Source organism: Brevibacillus laterosporus DSM 25 (genome assembly GCF_002706795.1).
In the GTDB taxonomy this organism is placed as follows: Bacteria; Bacillota; Bacilli; order Brevibacillales; family Brevibacillaceae; genus Brevibacillus_B; species Brevibacillus_B laterosporus.
Window position 1 is genome coordinate 4729027 of record NZ_CP017705.1, and the last position, 18997, is coordinate 4748023.

General features: G+C 39.5%; 9 protein-coding genes. 6 read left to right on the forward strand and 3 right to left on the reverse strand.

Translation table 11 applies throughout. From position 1 onward, the window contains the following. Nucleotides 1–69 precede the first annotated feature (69 nt). On the reverse strand, nucleotides 70–777 hold the full coding sequence (ric, locus tag BrL25_RS22450) for an iron-sulfur cluster repair di-iron protein (RefSeq protein ID WP_018673014.1): 708 nt from the start codon (nucleotides 775–777) through the stop codon (nucleotides 70–72). Nucleotides 778–1391: 614 nt separating this feature from the next. After that, nucleotides 1392–1910, reverse strand: a complete 519-nt coding sequence (locus tag BrL25_RS22455; RefSeq protein WP_018673015.1) for a hypothetical protein — start codon at nucleotides 1908–1910, stop codon at nucleotides 1392–1394. A gap of 379 nt (nucleotides 1911–2289) precedes the next feature. Between BrL25_RS22455 and BrL25_RS22460 the strand changes: the two genes are divergently transcribed. From BrL25_RS22460 to cyoE, 6 genes are all read left to right on the forward strand, one after another. Next, on the forward strand, nucleotides 2290–5562 hold the full coding sequence (locus tag BrL25_RS22460) for a non-ribosomal peptide synthetase (RefSeq protein WP_018673016.1): 3273 nt from the start codon (nucleotides 2290–2292) through the stop codon (nucleotides 5560–5562). A gap of 6 nt (nucleotides 5563–5568) precedes the next feature. Beyond that, a complete protein-coding gene (locus BrL25_RS22465; protein ID WP_018673017.1) occupies nucleotides 5569–10230 on the forward strand; it encodes a type I polyketide synthase in 4662 nt (1553 codons plus the stop codon). A 15-nt stretch (nucleotides 10231–10245) separates the two neighbouring features. Further along, complete coding sequence (locus BrL25_RS22470) at nucleotides 10246–11484, forward strand: MupA/Atu3671 family FMN-dependent luciferase-like monooxygenase (RefSeq protein WP_018673018.1); 1239 nt, start codon at nucleotides 10246–10248, stop codon at nucleotides 11482–11484. Beyond that, the gene (locus tag BrL25_RS22475; protein WP_018673019.1) at nucleotides 11481–15422 is read left to right on the forward strand and encodes a non-ribosomal peptide synthetase; all 3942 of its coding nucleotides are present in this window, start codon (nucleotides 11481–11483) and stop codon (nucleotides 15420–15422) included. Before BrL25_RS22470 ends, BrL25_RS22475 begins: the two co-directional genes overlap by 4 nt. 19 nt (nucleotides 15423–15441) lie before the next feature. Further along, nucleotides 15442–16452 carry a class I SAM-dependent methyltransferase gene (locus BrL25_RS22480; RefSeq protein ID WP_018673020.1) on the forward strand — a complete coding sequence of 337 codons (1011 nt, stop codon included), beginning with the start codon at nucleotides 15442–15444 and terminating at the stop codon, nucleotides 16450–16452. A 259-nt stretch (nucleotides 16453–16711) separates the two neighbouring features. Continuing rightward, nucleotides 16712–17566: a heme o synthase gene (cyoE, locus tag BrL25_RS22485; RefSeq protein WP_018673021.1), complete on the forward strand. Its 855-nt coding sequence runs from the start codon at nucleotides 16712–16714 to the stop codon at nucleotides 17564–17566. Nucleotides 17567–17782: 216 nt separating this feature from the next. Here the strand turns inward: cyoE and BrL25_RS22490 are convergent, their stop codons facing one another. Then, complete coding sequence (locus BrL25_RS22490) at nucleotides 17783–18871, reverse strand: ETX/MTX2 family pore-forming toxin (RefSeq protein ID WP_018673022.1); 1089 nt, start codon at nucleotides 18869–18871, stop codon at nucleotides 17783–17785. Nucleotides 18872–18997: the final 126 nt, after the last annotated feature.

Sequence of the window (18997 nt, forward strand, 5' to 3'; positions counted from 1 at the left end):
TAAAAAAGGGTGCTATTTTTTCATATCCCATAATCGTTACATAATGATTATGCCGCTTCTTGATCTAACTTACTTCTGTGCAATTGCACGTGGAAACAAAACATTATTTTCCAAGTGAATATGCTGGAACAAATCGGATTCAAGTGCTTCAAGACGTTGATAGACTAGTCGATAAGTACCGCAAGCTCCTTCTGGAGGAGTAAAGTCATTCGTAATGGTACGAAGTTCTTTTATAATACTGCCGGCGTGGCTATGCTCACTCTCCAATGCTTCCACCACTTTGCATAAATTCGTATAATTTTCTTCCGTTGCATTTTGCTCATATGCTAAAATCAACGGGAAATCTTCTGTCTCTTCTTTTATTAAATGCTGCTCTAATTCTGTTTTTAATTCATGGAATAGCTTGTGGATTTTAGCTAAATGTGGTTGTGCTGATCCATGAACACGTAACACTTTTGTCACATAAGGGCTTAACTGAGGCAACTCTTCATTTAAATAGTGATGGTGCTTATTCACAATATAGTCAATTAATTCACTATAAGAGGCATTTTTCCAATCAATTTCAGATTCATGTAAAAGTTTAGTATCGTGATAAAGAGTATTTAAATTTGTTATAACCTCTTCTGCTATTAAATTTCTCTCCTTAATAGCGTCGCTAAGGGGTCTATTCCCACCGCAGCAAAAATCTATTCTATACAATTTAAAAAGGTCGCTTGCCTTCGGAAATTTCGTAACGATATCACCAATAATAGAAGACTCGGTAAATGTATGTTCCATATGAATGCCTCCACATTTTTTAAATTTTGTATCTGGATTAAGAATATGAATAATTTTAAATTTACGTCGTGATCTCAATCACTTAAAATGTGTTAAATTTATCATAAGTTAATTTAGAACTCCTATAATTCTACACAGGAAGATAAAAAAACATTTTCAGATCGGACAATTGTAAGCTATGATGTGAGACGCGTATCATAGTTGGAAGATTGTTAGGGTAGATAGAAGCAATCGGAGATGATCGATCAATTGATTGGAGATATAATCCATAAAACAGAGGGGCTCTAATGAAGTGGTAGCTGAAAAATAAATAGGATGCCAAGAAAACTTGGGTTAATAAATCGAGGGCATTGATCGATAGATAGACACATTATTGTTAACGATACCTTGGGGAACAAGCTGAGGAATCCTCAAAACTTTAGAATGTGGGTGAGGGGGGCTAAAATACGGTAGCCAGTTAACAAACTGGTTTTACAAGAGGAAAATGCTACATAATTACCGTGATATCAATATGATGAATGACATAGGAACACCTCTTAAAGTTGGCAACTTATCTTACAGACAAGACAAACATGCACTTTAAGAGGTGTTCTTTATACTATTTAAAGTACCATTTAATTGCTGATTGGAGTGCCGTCCGGAATTGTATTTTGCATGGAAGCTGGAAGCGTAATTATTTTATTCCAATCAAAGCTGTATTTGTTAAATACCGCTTCACTGACAAAGCCACGTTTTACAGTTCTTCCATTCTCATGATCTACTAAATATACCGTCGGATTGTTTTGATATTTTATCAATTGTGTGTTTTCGTTGATAACCTGTCCATCGGGGATACCATCAAGTGATAAGAATGATTGGATGCCGTCCCATGAACGGAATAATCTGAAATATACTGCCTCGCTGACAATCCCTCTTTTCTTCCCATCCATAATGATAAATACGGTAGGATCATCGACTACCTTAACACGTAACCCGTTGAACCGATTAGGATCGGAAACCCTTGCATCCAGTGATTTTACATTTTTAGTAGACTTTGAGTCAATTCCTGCTTGATCTGTTAAGGCATAAGCTGGGGAAATATACATGCTGGCTAAAATTGTGGTAACCATCAGGGCTGCAAGACTTTTTTTCATTTTCAAACACTCTCCTTGTTATAAAATTAGAAGCACTTATTTATTTCTATATTTTGGAATATAATCCTTTAATTGCTTTTTAATTTATATTTAATAAAAATATTCAGATTTTATTGACATTTCCAAAGGTAATTAGGATAATTAGTGAAGTATTTGTTAAATAATGAATGTATACCTAAAAATTAACTTTTATGTATCCGGGAGGAATGCCTAAAAAATTTTCTAGTCCATTTTTAGCCAATAATTATAGAAGATTTATCTATCATTCACTTTGTAATAGATAAGAATTTATACAATTATTGGTTTCTTACGTTGAAGGTAAGGTTGTGTCACAGGTTTGGTGTAGTTAAAAATTCTAAATAAGGGAGGGTAGCATTTTATGCATGTAGAAGCAGTTCCGTCCTATTCATTGACCAATGCACAAAAGCGAATTTGGTTTGTGGAGAATATCTATCCAAATTTAGGGGCGACGAATCTCGCTACCTCGTTTACGTTTTCTATGAGCCTACAGCATGATATTTTGATTAAAGCGATCCATCAATTTATCAGTGAAAACGACTCAATTCGCCTCACCACCATCTTCAGCCAATCCGGAAACAATCAGTTCCCAATGCAAATCATTTCCGAAGACATCCATCCAAGTATACCCATATTTGATTTTCGTTTTCATCATCAGAGAGAGCAAGCGATTCAAGAATGGCTAAGCCAAATGACGAAACAGCCTTTTTCGTTCTCCGAGGGCCCGTTGTATTACTTTGCCATATTACAAAAAACAGATACAGAGACAATGCTATATATGAAATTCAGTCATCTGATTGCAGATGGTGTAGCTATGCTGTATGCAATAAAAGAAATCGTTGCTTGCTATCAGCATCTAGCCAGAGGGGAAGAGCGGGAGAAACAAGTAAAGCCTTCCTATATAGAAATGCTTGATAGAGAAAGGGAATATCTTGGGTCTAGACGCTTTTCGTCGGATGAAAACTATTGGAGTAGTCAATTCGAAAAGGTTCCGGAATTAGTTAGTCTTACTAATCATGATGGGCTGTCTCGCAATATCGCTAGTGGACGCCATAGTCTGTTCATACAAAATGATCTACGTGATCAAATTGATTCCTTTTGCGAAAAATTTGGGATTAGCCCTAATATATTTTTCCTTGGAACCTTCTACCTATACCTCTATCGGATCACAGCTAAGAGAGATATTATCGTGGGACATATTATTAGCAATCGATCAGGTGCTCGTGATAAACATACATTTGGCATGTTTGCAAGCACGATCCCATTTCGTCATATGGTAAATCCTGATGCGGATTTTGTCACCTATTGTCTAGAGATCGCCAAACAGCAAAGGCAAATGCTGCGACATCAAAAATATCCCTACCAAACGTTATTATCTAAGGTGAGGGAGCAGCACCCAAATGTCCAGCAGCTCTTTTCAATTGCAATGGAATTTCAGGTGTTAGAATTCGATATGCAGGATGATTTGAGTTATACATCTGACATACAATTCAGTGGTTACGAGTCACAGGAGTTAATTCTACATATTAAAGACCGGCGCGAGACTAAAAGCTATCAGCTAGATTTTGATCACCATCTGGATATATTTACTGAAGAAGAGATTGGGATATGGAGCGAGCGGTACCGAACACTTATCGAAAGCGCCCTGAAAAACCCGATGAAGTGCATGAAAGAGTTGGACTTGCTTTCTTTAGAAGAAAAAACAAAGATTTTGGTGGATTGGAATCTAACAGAAAAAGAATATCCGCTAGAGAAAACCTTTGTTGATTTATTTACAGAACAAGTGAGTCAGATACCTGAGCATCATGCGGTAGAGTTTGGTGAGAAAACGCTAAGCTATCTAGAATTAGACGAGCTATCTACTGGTATGGCACATACGTTACGAAAAAAAGCTGGGCGGGAAAGCATAATCGCGATCATGCTTCCACGTAGCATCGAGATGATTGTAAGCATACTAGCTGTGAGTAAAGCTGGTGCTGCCTATCTACCTATTGACCCTGATTACCCACCGGAACGAATTGCGTACATGCTGGAGGATAGTGCTGCATCTATTTTACTTACAACTGAAGAGCTTGATCTATCAGATATTGATTTTTTGGGTGAGAAGATAGATGTACGAAAGTCTATAGAGGAAATAAAGCGTGCATCAAGCGTAAATAGCCAGTTGGAGACACTATGCTCCCCACATCCTACTGATTTAGCTTACGTCATCTATACCTCTGGTTCGACTGGCAGGCCCAAAGGTGTCATGATTGAACACAAAAGTCTCAGCAATTTAATTTTTGCAACACGTGATTTGCATGAAATATCATCTGACACCAGGATGCTACAATTCTGTTCATTTAGCTTTGATGCCTCTGTGCGTGAAATCATTCCTACACTTGCTAGCGGCGGTACAGTATGCATGGATACGAAAGAACGCTTATTTCCAGGCAAACAATTGATTGATTGGTTACATGAGAAGAGAATTAATATGGCAGCAGTCCCAACCTCCGTAATGGGCATACTTCCTGATGCCGAGCTACCTTACCTTCAAACTTTGGAGGTAGGTGGAGAAATTTGTCCTACTACTGTTGCAGTTCGCTGGGGGAAAGGTCGTCGTTTTTTTAATTCTTACGGACCTACCGAAGCAACTGTATGTTCAACTAGTGGCGAATATGTAGTAACAAATATACCAGAAGAGCTAGACAAACCAGTACCACCTGATATTGGACACCCTATTTCAAATTCTAAAATATTTATTTTAGATGAGAACCAACAGCCGGTTCCTGTTGGAGTGATAGGTGAGGTGTATATCGGTGGTGCTGGTTTAGCACGTGGATATTTGAATCGAGAGGACTTGACTAGGGAAAAGTTCGTCTATGTAGAGTTTAAAGAGCTTGGGGATGGGGCTATTCGACTTTATCGCACTGGAGATTTAGCTCGTTTTTTGCCAAATGGACGTATTGCGTACGAGGGGCGAATCGATGATCAGGTGAAGATACGTGGACATAGAATTGAAATAAAAGAAATCGAACATGTTCTATGCGAGCATCCAGTAGTAAAGCAATGTGTGACAGTAGTAGAAGATGATGAGAAGTATGGAAAGAAGCTAGTCGCATATGTTGTGCTTATTTCTCCAGATGGAGAATCTTCTATTTCTCTAACAAGAGAATTGCGAGTATTTTTACAGGGAAAGCTTCCATTTTTCATGATTCCTAATGCAATCAAGATACTTGAAGATATTCCATTGAATCCAAATGGCAAAATCGATCGAAAAAAATTAAATTGTGTGGAATTAAATAGTAAGGCCGAACATACAGCATATGTAGCTCCTATCACAGAAATAGAAAGCACTTTGACTAAAATTTGGCAGGAAGCATTAGGAACTGAGCAAATAAGCATCCACGATCACTTTTTTCATATTGGTGGGGATTCCTATCGGTTACTTTATGCTCACCAAGAAATTAATGCAATATTCAGAAGAGAGTTGCCGGTTATTGAGATGTTTCGTTATCCCACCATCCATACATTGGCACAGAGACTAAGTCAGGAGATGAGTATTGTGCCAACTTTGACTCTAAATAGGGAAATAGCTCTAAAACGTAAAGAAGCGATGCAGAAACAAAAACAGATAAGAAAACGTGGGAGGTAAGAAAAGATGCATGAGTTGATAAGCGAGGATATGCAATCCTCAGTTGCCATTATCGGTATGTCAGGGAGATTTCCAGGTGCTAGAAATATAGAAGAGTTTTGGCATAACCTTCGCCAAGGGAAAGAATCAATTCATTTCTTTAAGCCAAAAAGTGAAAAAAAGATCCCAGCAATGGGAATTTTGGAAAATATGGCCGAATTCGATGCAGCATTTTTTGAAATGACTCCACGGGAAGCAGAAGTCACAGACCCTCAACAACGCTTGTTCCTCGAAACTGCTTATGAGGCCTTGGAACAGGCAGGATATGATCCGGCGAAATATAGTGGGAGAATTGCGGTTTATGCAGGCAGTGGGCAATCCGGGTATTTAGACCATGTACATAGTCACCCCGAAATTGTAGATGCCCTTGGAGGCTATCAGATCATGCTTGGTACACAACCTGATTTTCTTTCCACGCGTGTATCATACAAGCTAGACTTAACAGGCCCTAGTATAGCGGTGCAGACAGCTTGCTCTAGTTCCTTGGTAAGCGTACATATGGCATGCCAAAGCTTGTTGACATACGAATGTGACATGGCTTTGGCTGGTGGAGTATCCGTTAAGGCAGATCAAAGCAATAATCACGAATTTCAAGAAGGCAGTATTTTGTCTCCAGATGGTCATTGTCGTGCCTTTGATTCTAAAGCACAAGGAACAGTAATCGGCAATGGGGTTGGAGTTGTCTTGCTTAAACGATTAGAGGACGCTTTGGCTGACAATGATCATATCCTCGGAGTCGTGAAGGGAACAGCTATTAATAATGATGGTAAGCAGAAAGTGGGCTATACTGCTCCAAGCATTGCTTATCAAGCAGAGGTAATCAAAGATGCTCTTACCATTGCTGATGTTAATCCAGAAACGATTAGCTACATAGAGGCACATGGAACAGGAACAATACTTGGAGACCCGATTGAAATAGCGGCACTGACAGAAGCATACTCTGAGCATACGACCAAGACAGGCTTTTGTGCGATTGGGTCTGTAAAAACCAATATCGGACATCTTGATAACGCATCTGGAGTGACGGGTTTAATTAAAACAGTGCTGGCACTTTCAAATAAACAAATTCCTCCAAGCCTTCATTTTTCTGAATCGAATCGGCAGATTGACTTTGAACAAAGCCCCTTTTATGTAAACACCAAGCTTACAGAGTGGAAGACAGGTGATCATCCTCGTCGTGCAGGAGTTAGCTCGTTTGGTATAGGAGGCACAAATGTACATGTGATCCTAGAAGAGGCGCCTGTGTATGCTAAGAGAGAAGAGGATGCACCTACCGAGTGGAAAGTATTACCTCTTTCTGCCAAGACACAGACTGCTCTTCATCAGGCAAAAGCAAATCTAGCAGATTTTTTGGACAAAAATCCAGAAGTAAATCTAGGGGATGTAGCATATACGCTACAAGCAGGAAGAAAAGAATTTTCCCATCGAAGTGCTGTGATTGCTCATGATACTACATCCGCGAAAATGACTTTACGAGACGAGTATATTCCTTCCGTTCACTATCAGGGTAGCCCAAAGGAGCTGATCGTAGAAGGAAGAACGCTCCCAAGCCCCTTTATCGTATTCATGTTTTCCGGTCAAGGCTCACAGTATGTGAATATGGGGCGAGACCTATATGAGACTGAGAGAATATTTAGAGAACAAGTGGATTATTGTGCTGAGCGAGTAAAGAATCACATTGGTATTGATATTCGTGAGCTGATGTATCCAACTGAGGAGCTGGAAGAACAAGTTAAAGAGCAATTAAACCAAACGATCTATGCCCAACCAGCCCTTTTTATCATCGAATACGCTTTAGCTAAATTGATGGAATCATGGGGTGTTCGTCCACATGCTATGATCGGTCACAGTATAGGTGAGTACGTCGCAGCTTGCCTTGCCAGCGTAATGTCATTGGAAGACGCTCTGTGCATGGTTTCAAAACGAGGTAGCTTGATGCAAAAGATGAATAAAGGTGCAATGCTAGCGGTAGCACTAGGAGAATTACAGGCTCGTGAATTATTGCAAGAACATGGTGGGGGGCTTTGTGTAGCAGCTGTGAATAGTCCGATATCTACTGTCATTGCGGGTACATATGAAGATATTCTTAGCGTAGAGCAATTGATGGAAGCAAAGGGTATTACTTATAAACGGTTGATTACCTCTCACGCTTACCATTCGATGATGATGGAGCCAATGTTAGGAGAGTTTTATGAATCGTTACTGAATATGACCTTCCATGAACCGCTGATTCCATATATTTCTAACATTACTGGTGAAAAAATTACCTCTGCGCAGGCAACAGACCCTCTTTATTGGCAAAGACATCTTCGAGAAACCGTTCATTTCTCTACAGGAGTTCGCACTCTGATGGAGGAGTCCAATTGTATTTTTGTTGAAGTAGGACCGGGCCAGTCGCTTGTCTCCCTCGTTCGTCAGCATAGAGAAGCACAACAGGCTCAGCAATCATTTACCATCACTACGTTGCCATCTGCGAAAAAGGAACAATCGGATGTGGCTAGTATACGATTAGCGGTGGGGTACTTGTGGTGCCATGGAGTAGAGATGAATCGTTATGCTTTAGGGAATCATGAAAATGCTCGTCGTATTCATCTTCCAACCTATCCTTTTGAAAGAAAGACCTACTTCCTAGAGAAAAAGGAGAAACCAACAAGTAATCAACTCGATACATTGGATCAAAAGAGAAGGGATATGGCTGATTGGTTCTATATTCCGGTGTGGAATCAATCGAGCAGAGCTTGGTCTATCGAAGACGAGGAAACCTTTGATATAAATCAAAGATGGTTGATTTTTCAAGACGAGCAAGGGCTAGGGAAACGAGTAGGAGAGCACGCTGAAAAGCTTGGGTTTAAAGTAGTGACTGTGGTTCCTGGGCGAGAGTTTTCTAAAATTGGCGAGAACGCTTATACCATCGATATCAGAAGTGAAGAATCTTATCATGAGCTGTTTACAACATTGGATATGCACGATTTTATGCCAGACAAAATCGTTCACATGTGGAGCATTCAGCCTATAGACAAGCAAGAACCAGGACAGGAAGATGAACAGTTAGAGCATTATGGTTTATATAGCATGATGTACATTGCTAAACAATTAGGAATGTATACATTACAGCAAAGAATAGAAATCATTGCTCTTTCAAATAACCTACAAGAAATAGCCAATGAGGAGATCCATCTTCCAATACGATCAACCATATTAGGACCTCTACGTGTTATATCACAAGAATATCAGCAGATAAAAACGCGCTGCATTGACGTTCAACTGACAGATATGTCTTCCAAAACATCAGATCGATTACTAAAACAAGTGTTTGATGAGATTTTGAGTGCTACATCCGATTTTATGGTCGCTATTCGCGGTACCCACCGATTTATTCAAAAATTTGAACAAATAAGGCTGTCAAAGGAGAAGTACCGTACATATTCGCCTTCTTTCCGTGATGAAGGAGTATATCTTATTACAGGTGTGACTCAGGAAATAGGGTTGTCAGTAAGTGAAGAGATAGCCAAATCAGTAAAAGCTTCCCTGGTTTTAATAGGTGATCCTGGTTTTCCAGCAGTTGATCAATGGGATAGCTACCTGCAAGCCCATGATGCAGATGATGAGATTGCGAACAAAATCAGAAGACTCCTTCTCCTTACGCAAAAATGCGAAAAATTACTTTATTATTCTGCTGATCTGACAAATGAAGAGGCAATGAGACGAGTGATTCGTTTAGCGGAAGACAACGTGGGAAGGATTGCAGGTATCGTTTTTGCTGCAGAGCGACTTGGTTCTGGTTTCATTCCATTAAAAAGTAAAGATTCTTGCTATCAAAACATTTCACAGCAGGTGTACGGCACACTCGTCCTTGAAAAGATCATAGGTCAAATGAATATTGAATTTATGCTCCTATTCTCGCGTACATTTTCTCTAACAGGCGGTGTAGGTCAGATGGACAATTGTGTAGCAAATGTCTTTTTGGATACATTCGCTAGATATCATACTGCAAAAGGTATTCCTACTATTGCAATTAACTGGGGAATGTGGAAAAACGATAATTGGATTCATAGTCAGACAGGGATGTCGTCAGAAATGCAGATGCATATGGAACAATTGCAAGAAAAATACGGAATCACAGCCAGTGAAGGCGCACAGGTCTTGAACCGTCTTCTTACAAGCGACTACTCTCAAGTGATTGTTTCTACGCAAGACATTCATTCTGCGATTCATGAATTGATTCAATACGATTCCTTACAAACAAATGCTCAGTCTCACCGTGCTGATCGAAATCACAATCAAGAAGGTGATGCCTATATCGCACCACGTGATGAGACGGAGAAGAAAATAGCTGACATTTGGCAAGAGTTATTTGGTGTTTCTGCAATCAGTATTGAGGCTAACTTTTTTGAACTAGGTGGTAACTCTCTATTATCCATTCAGCTTGTTACACGTTTGCGAAATACGTTCCATAACGATATTCCGATGGATATTCTTTTCCAATTTCCATCTATTGTAGAGTTAGCTCAAGCGATAACGACGTCTCAGATCGGACAAGAGGAGATGGATGAAATCGAGCGTATGTTGAGTGAAATAGAAAAGATGTCACCAGAGGAACTATCACATAAACTTGTTAGCGAGGTATAAAGGAGAGAACAAATGATGAACGAGTTAGACAAACGATTAGCAGCACTTTCTCCTGAACAACGGGTTTTACTTGAACAACGCCTCAAACAAAAGGGTATCCAAACTCCTTTTCCTGCGGGATTATCTAAGCAGGAAGCGAAAAATCGAAATGGCGCTTCTAGCAGCTTTGTACCAAAGAGAAAAAGAAATATGGATAAGATGGAATTTAGTCTCTTCTTTTTCTCAGGTGATGGTTCTACTCAGGATCAGAATAAATACTCCTTACTTTTGGAGACCACAGCTTTTGCTGATCAGAATGGGTTTGCAGCAGTTTGGACACCAGAGCGACATTTTGAGGATTTTGGAGGGTTATATCCAAATCCTTCGGTGTTAAGCGCCGCTCTAGCTACGATTACAGAACGTATTGAGCTTAGGGCAGGAAGCGTAGTACTACCATTACATCACCCAATTCGCTTTGTAGAGGAATGGTCTGTGGTGGACAATCTTTCAAAGGGGCGTGTTTCAGTTGCATTTGCTACGGGATGGCATCCTGCTGATTTTTTGATTGCCCCTGTACAAGCTACTGATTACTACGAATCTAGAAAAGACGGGATGTTCAACTCTATAGAATTGGTAAAGAGGCTATGGGCTGGTGAGCAGATTCCTTTTACAGATGTCAATGGAATTGTTCACGAAATACGTACTCTCCCTAGACCGTTGCAAAATGAACTAGATATTTGGATAGCGACGAACGGAAGTCCAGAAACCTATCAGCGTGCGGCCCAAATTGGAGCTAATATTCTCACAGGAATTACGGGTGGAGATTTAGCAGATTTAGAAGCGAAAATTGATTTATATCGTAAGACTTTGTCCCAAAGTGGTTTTTTACCCGAATCTCGCAAAGTAGCTGTGATGCTCCATACTTGCTTAGGAACAAGTGATGAAGAGGTCAAGGTGAAGGTGGAGAAGCCGATGAAGGAATATTTAAAAACCTTTATGAAACAACAGAAGAATATTCTTACAGATTATTCATCCATGTCTGCCTCTGATTTCGATGTCATTGTAAATCATGCTTTTGAGTCTTATTTTCAAGAAAGTGCATTATTTGGAAGCCATGACAAATGTAAAAAGCTGATCGAGACTCTCATTGATATTGGTGTGGATGAGGTGGCCTGCTTAGTGGACTTCGGTATAGATAACGAGACGATCATGAATAGCATTAGAATGTTGACTGATCTAAAAAAATCATTTAATCAAAAGGAGCTGTCCTTATGAAAAGCTTGACGGACCGTATCAATTTACTTTCTGACAAACAACGTGAATTACTAGAAAAGCAATTGAAGAAGAAAAATGTAGACGTGAACAAAATCGGTATCAATAAAGAAATGATTAATCCTCGTGGGCACTCGAATGCGAGTCCACTTACTTATGATCAGGAACGCTTGTGGTTCTTCAATCGAATGCATCCAGAAAGTCACACCTATAACGTTTATGGTGCGGCTAAATTAACAGGCACTGTGCATCACTGGGCTTTAGAGAAGAGCATCAATGAGATTGTAAAGCGTCATGAAGCATGGCGTACCGTGTTTGACAGTGTGGATGGACAAGCACGTCAAATTGTCTTGCCAGAACTCCAGATCTCTGTTCCAGAGGTTGATCTTCGTCTTGTTCCAGATGAGATTCGGGATGAAGAAGTACAGAGACAGATGAAAGAAGAGGTACAGCGCCTTTTTGATTTGAAAAAAGGTCCGCTGATCCGCTTCAAACTGTTTCACGTAAGCAATTCAGAATCGATGTTAGTCATGACTGTTCATCATATTGTAATCGACCGTATTACTTTCTCCATTTTTTTCAAAGAACTATCTTTGCATTATCAGGCGGTGCTTACAGGTATACCCGTACAGCTATCAGAGCTTCCCATCCAATATGCAGATTATGCTGAATGGCAACGAAATTATTTTGAAGGTGAGACCAAAGAGAAATTACTAACATTTTGGAGAGAGCAGCTCGCGGACTGTGATTATGTTTTGGATATCAGTACTGATTTTCCTCGTCCACCAGCTATTACCTACCGTGGTGCCAGATGCTTTATTCAAACACCACTCGAAGTATTAAATGGCCTAAAAGCGATCGGACAAAAAGAGAATGCGTCTGCTTTCATGATTATACTTGCTGCCTTTAAATTGCTTTTATATAGATATACAGGTCAATCAGACATTTTGGTTGGTACTCCACTTGCCAATCGTAGCCGAGTTGAGATGGAGGATGTAATGGGGTATTTCCTAACGATGGGTACACTCCGCACTCGAATGTCTAAAGATATGACGTTTATCCAATTATTACATAGTGTAAGGGAAACGGCTCTCGCGGTATACAAGCATCAGGATATGCCAATCGGTTTATTAATTGATGAATTGAAAGTACCCATGGATGTCAGTCGCAACCCGTTAGTTCAAGCTATATTCGTGTATGTCGATGTACCAGAAGAAAAATTACAGTTGCCAGATCTTACAGTAGAATTCGAAATGATTGATGCTGAAACAGCAAAGTATGATATTACAGCAGGTTTTTCTGAAACCGAAAAAGGACTGGAAGGTTTTTTTGAATATTCACCTGATTTGTTCCGTAAAGACACGATTGAGCGGATGCGTGAGCATTGGCATCGCTTGCTTCATGCTATCTTAGAAAACCCACATTCCTCTATTAGTGATTTGGCTATGTTAACAGAAGGAGAAGAACGACAGTTACTTATTGACTGGAATAGCACCAATCAGCCATTCTCTGATAATGCATGCATTCATGAATTATTTGAAGCCCAAGTGGAGAAAACACCAGATCAAATTGCTCTCAAGCATAATGATCAAGTCATTACCTATGAGGAGTTAAACAAACGTGCTAATCAAGTGGCTCATCTATTGAAAAAAAGAGGAGTAGAACGTGAAACGCTCGTCGGTATGTATATGGAACGTTCAATTGAAATGATTGTTGGTGTGCTTGGGATTTTAAAAGCAGGAGGGGCGTATATTCCGATTGATCCTATCTATCCAATAGAAAGAGTTCGACATATCCTACAGGACTCTGGTCTTCAAATCGTCCTTACAAGCCAACATTTAAATGAATTGATGAGCAAGGAAGGAAGGGAGTGTATTTGTCTAGATAACGAACAAGAAGCGATTGCATGTGAGGATATTCAAAATCTTCCAACACAAGCAAATGCTCACAGTCTTGCTTATGTTATCTATACATCTGGCTCTACTGGAGACCCAAAAGGTGTCATGATTGAGCATCAGGGTTTATGTAATATAACGGAAGACACCATTAACACATTCGAAATTACTTCAGATAGTAAGCTTATCCAATTTTTTTCTATCAGTTTTGATGCGTCAGCTCACGAAATATTTTCCTCTCTATGTGCAGGGGCTACATTATGCCTAACGAGTCCAGATGTAAGAGCGGGAGGGAAGAATCTTCTTGCATTTTTACATGAAAATCAGATTACGACTATGTTTATTACACCTTCTGTTCTAGCAACGCTTAACCCAGATGAGCTACCAGAATCCTTGCAGACGGTGTTAAGCGCAGGTGAGCTTTGCACAGTTGACATGGCCGAATGGAGTAAGGGACCACGCAAACTATATAATGGCTATGGTCAAACGGAGACTTCTATTATTAGTATCGTGCATTTATGTACACAAGAGAGCCTACCAGGTCAAGTAGGGCGTCCGTTTGCCAATATGCAGGTTTATATACTGGATGATTCTCTCAACCCTGTTCCAATTGGGATTAAAGGGGAGATCTATGTTGGTGGCGTCGGAGTAGCCAGAGGATATATGAATCAACCTGAATTAACAGCGGCTAAATTTGTTCACCATCGATTTGCGCAAGATCAGTCAGCACGTTTATATCGAACAGGAGATCTTGGGCGCTTTTTGGTGGATGGTACAATAGAATATCTTGGACGCCGAGACAATCAAATAAAAATTAGAGGATATCGGATTGAACTCGATGAAATTGGAAATGTCTTAGTTCAACACCCTAGCGTTAATCAAGCTAAGGTGAGTGTTCATAGCGATACAACGAATAAGGATCGTCTTGTTTCATATATAGTGATTGAAGAAGGGCAGGAAATATCTTCCGCGGAACTACGCACCTATTTGCAACAAAAGCTGCCAGATTATATGGTACCGGCTTATTATATTTTTGTGGATTCTCTCCCAAAAACAACGAATGGTAAAATCAATCGAGATCTTTTACCAGCACCCGAGGAGAGCTTCTCACAACATATGATTGAGTATGTACCTCCAAAGAATGAGTGGGAGAGTAAGTTGGCAAGGATTTGGGGACAAGTGCTTAATCTTAAGCAAGTAAGCGTTGTGGGAAACTTTTTTGATCTGGGTGGCCATTCCTTGAAGACGGCTGAATTGGTGGACAAAATCAAAGAGACGTTCCAGGTTGAACTTTTACTTCGAAATGTCTTTGAATATCCAACCGTACGACAAATGGCTCAATTGCTCGAAAAGGGTTTAGTGCAAAAGAAACCATTTATTTCCTTCCGTGACAATACAGATCATACAAAGGAAGTCATTTGTTTCCCACCAATGACAGGTCAGGGTGTACTTTATAAGGCCCTACATCAAAAATTATCAGGTTGTATTCTACACGCTTTTGATTTTATTAGAGGGGCAGATCGAATTGAGCAGTATGTACATTATATAAAAGAAGCTCAATCAGAAGGACCGTATGTGGTATTAGGGTATTCAGCTGGAGGTAACCTGGCTTTTGAAGTAGCTAAAAAATTAGAAGAACACGGTCTACCTGTAAGCGATTTGATCATAGTCGATGCTCCCCTAAGAGTAGAAGCTTTACAATTGGATATCCAAAAAATTCAATCAGAAGCAGAGGCACTAGTAAACCTAATGGCACAGCATTTGGGTGAAAGTATTCGCACCGTGGCAGATCAAAACATCGATCTGATTAAGGAATATTACGACTATACCAATAAAGTGATCAATGAAGGCGTTCTGTCTGCGAACATTCATATCATCACTTCTAATGAGACTACAAGAGACGATATTCAGTCTTGGGAAAATTCCACTATCAATCAGGTTTATGTGCACAAAGGATCGGGTGAACATATGAATATGCTTATTGATCCTACACATTTGACCGAAAACGCACGAGTCATAGCTACAATTTTGAAAGGTCAAAATTAATAAAATGGTGGGAGATCAGATGAATTTGGTACTAGACCAAACTAAAGTATCACATGATCCCAAAACGCTTTTTAACCATTATCTAGGGGCAAATGTATTATATGCTTATCACCAAATAGGATTATTAGACATAGTAAGCAACCATAAAGTCTCAATAGCGGATATCGCTCTTCAGACGGGAAGTGAGATAGGACGGCTTAAAGCATTATTGCAGGTTGGAGAGGTCCTAGGTTATATCAACAACTATCAGGACGAATTCATTCAGCTAACTTTACTTGGTGAGGAGATGCGAAAACAGATTGGATATATCATTTGGAGCGTTGGTGCCTATGGTGATATGCTCCGTAGATTAGGGGACTTGCATACGGGAGAGCAAGAATGGTCTGGGCTCCGAGATGAAGCCAAGGTTGCACTTGGTTCAGATTTAATGAATAGTAATATACTAGAAAACCTATTATCAGAGGTTTTGGATAGCTTGCCATTCCAATCTATCTGTGATTTCGGTTGTGGGAATGGAAGAAAATTAATCAACATGCTAAAACATTCCCCAGAAAGGCAAGGAATTGGTATAGATATCAGCTCTGATGCTATTGGTTTGGCTCGACAAAATGTAGAACAACACGGCTTATCTAACCGTATTACTCTTCTTCATGGTAACATTTTGGATATGAACCCATCTCATAAGGATATAGAATTACTAAAGGAAGTAGAGGTAGTTACTAGTTTTATGATGATGCATGATCTTTTTAATATAGTGGAGATTAGAGAAACTCTCTTTGATAGACTTCGGAATGTTTTTCCGAAAGTTAAATATTTCCTAATTTCAGATACGTTACGAACACCTATTTCTTATCTGAAAGAAAGACTACCAATTTTTAATGTAGGATTTGAGTTAGTTCATGCATTTATGGATGTAGATATCCCGACAAAAGAGGAATATGATCTTACCTTCCAAAAAGCGGGGCTGACAATCGAAAGGTGTATCCCGTTCGGTCCAACAAGCACATATCTGTACGTACTAAAAATCTAAGCTTATAGACAAAAGATATCTTTCCTGACTAGCCAATTAGGCTATAAGGAAAGATTTTTTTGTGAAAAGACCTATTATTTTCGTACCGATTGTTATATTCCAAGTGGCGTAATAATGAACAAAAGAGAGGCTCTGTTGTAATTACTACTACTTTTATGTATGATATTGTAATTGGTATAAATTTAGTGAAATTTTCCGTTATTAAAAATATTCTTAGGTGTAATTTTGACACCTTGTCTTATTTCAGGAGGTTTACTTCGTGTTTAAGGATATGATTGCATTGACAAAACCACGGCTCCTTCTGCTTAATGTATTTGCGGTTGTAGCTGGTTTCTGGGTAGCATCCAAATGGAGCGTAGACTGGCTAGATCTGGTTTGGGTGCTAATAGGCTCTACGCTTATGATTGCATCGGCCTGCGTCACTAATAATTACTGGGATCGCGAGCTTGATCAGAAGATGGAACGGACGAAAAACCGCGTGATGGCAACTGATCGCTTAAAGCCTAGCTTTGCTCTCAGCTATGGAATATTGCTCGGTATTCTTGGAACTGGCTTGTTATTCACGTTGGTTAATGCTGTTGCAGGTTGGATGGCCCTTCTTGGCTGGTTTGTTTATATTGTAATTTATACGATGTGGCTAAAGCGAAGCTCGACCTGGAGTACATCGATCGGTGGTATTTCTGGTGCTATGCCACCTGTAATCGGCTATTGTGCAGTAACAAATCAAGTTGACATAGGTGCTTGGCTCTTGTTTGCTCTTTTATTCTTCTGGCAGCCTGCCCATTTCTGGTCGCTTGGTATTCGGAGAGTAGAAGAGTACCGAGCAGCAGGATTTCCGCTACTACCGGTCGTAAAGGGGATCAAACGTACGAAATTACAAATGATTCCCTATGTTCTGTTGCTGATCCCAGCTGCTATACTCATGTTTTATTATGGCTACGTAGGTGTCATATTCCTGGCAGTTTCAGTTTTGGGTGGAGTGATTTGGTTGGTTCACACCCTGAGGGGACTATATGTAAAAGATGATGAAAATTGGGCGAAAACGAATTTTATTATCTCTATTAATTATTTATCGATCGTTTTTATTCTTATGATTGTTAACACGACATGGTAGTATAGGCTTCGAAAGAGCAGGAGAGAAGGGGACAGGCTTTCAAGCGACACAAACATATAACATTGTAGACGTAAAACAGCTATTTCGCAGATAAAGGATACACTTGGATAGAAGATGTAATAAAGAGGGCTCATACGGCTACTGGGTATGAACCCTCTTTACATTTAGAGACTACATGCAGGGAGCGAGGATCATTACTTTTTTGATTTCACTAGCTTATTTTTCAGTTACGATGCCTTCAACGGTATATGTTTCTTCATCGATCGGAGTCAAAGCAGAAAAGTCCTTTTTAGAAGCATTTAAGCTAGAAACATCCCTCTTACTTCTTCCACTTTTTCCGTTTTTCTGGAGCTGCTCATATTCCTCAAGGGAGTATGTTTTCTTTTTAATAATAAATCTATCACTATATACAGATGAATCTGTTAATATTTTGCCATTTAAAATTACTTTTTTATTCTTTTCATCTAGTGTAACCGGATCGTCATCTTTAAGTAAATCGTTATTAGCTAATTCATCATATAAGTTAAATCTCTGTGTTTTTTCCTTTTCCGGTTTAATATCACCAGTCTCTATTAGGTCAGTCAATATGCCAATACCAAGTGGATCAGGAATAAATTTATGGGCAGGGATAAAGAAATACTTTTTCTCATAGTCTCCTGCTAATACGGCGTTGACGTCCGTGTAAGCTTTCGCTTTATTCTCTTCTAGACTATATTCTAATACTACTACGGATTTCGCCGGAGCTGTAATGGTTTGCGATGGGTACTTAATCGTTTTGGATTTGACTGTTGTATTGCCTTCCTGATCACTTTTATTGTACTCAGTGTTCAGTGTAACGTCTCCCTTGGTAAAACCTAGGTCGAAGCCTGCCTTCACGCTTGCTCCTGCTTTAAAGCCTTGTGTAATCATTTTAGAGTGAGTATCTGATACATTTTCTGATATTTCTCTCGTTGGGAACGCTTGAGGCTCAGGATCTTCATTTATAAATACATTCGCTGTCTTAAAGTTCGTTTTTTTCTTTAATGAATCGGCAATGACTTCTTGCTCACCAAAGACTACATCTGCTTTCAAGGTATCTAGATTTAGTACCGTTCCAGTAGAAGTGCTTAGAGCGGAGAGGGAAATGTCGTTTTTTGTATGCTTCAAAAGCAATGATTCTAAATCAAATACTTTCGATTCTATATGCTCTTGCAATACATAATTTTTTACGTGATCAGAAGCTAGGGCATTAACGGGTATGACTGCTTCTAGTCCAGTTACTGCGAGAGTCAATACTGCGGTAGCTGCAATAAGTTTTTTCTTCATAATAAAACCTCCATAGATGCTCCTGTTTTGGATCAGTAATTTGATCGAGTGAGCATTTTTAGTCACTAGATTATTCTGGAAAAATGAAGGTTTGAAATAATGTAAGACTCTTGAAGGTTGTTAAAG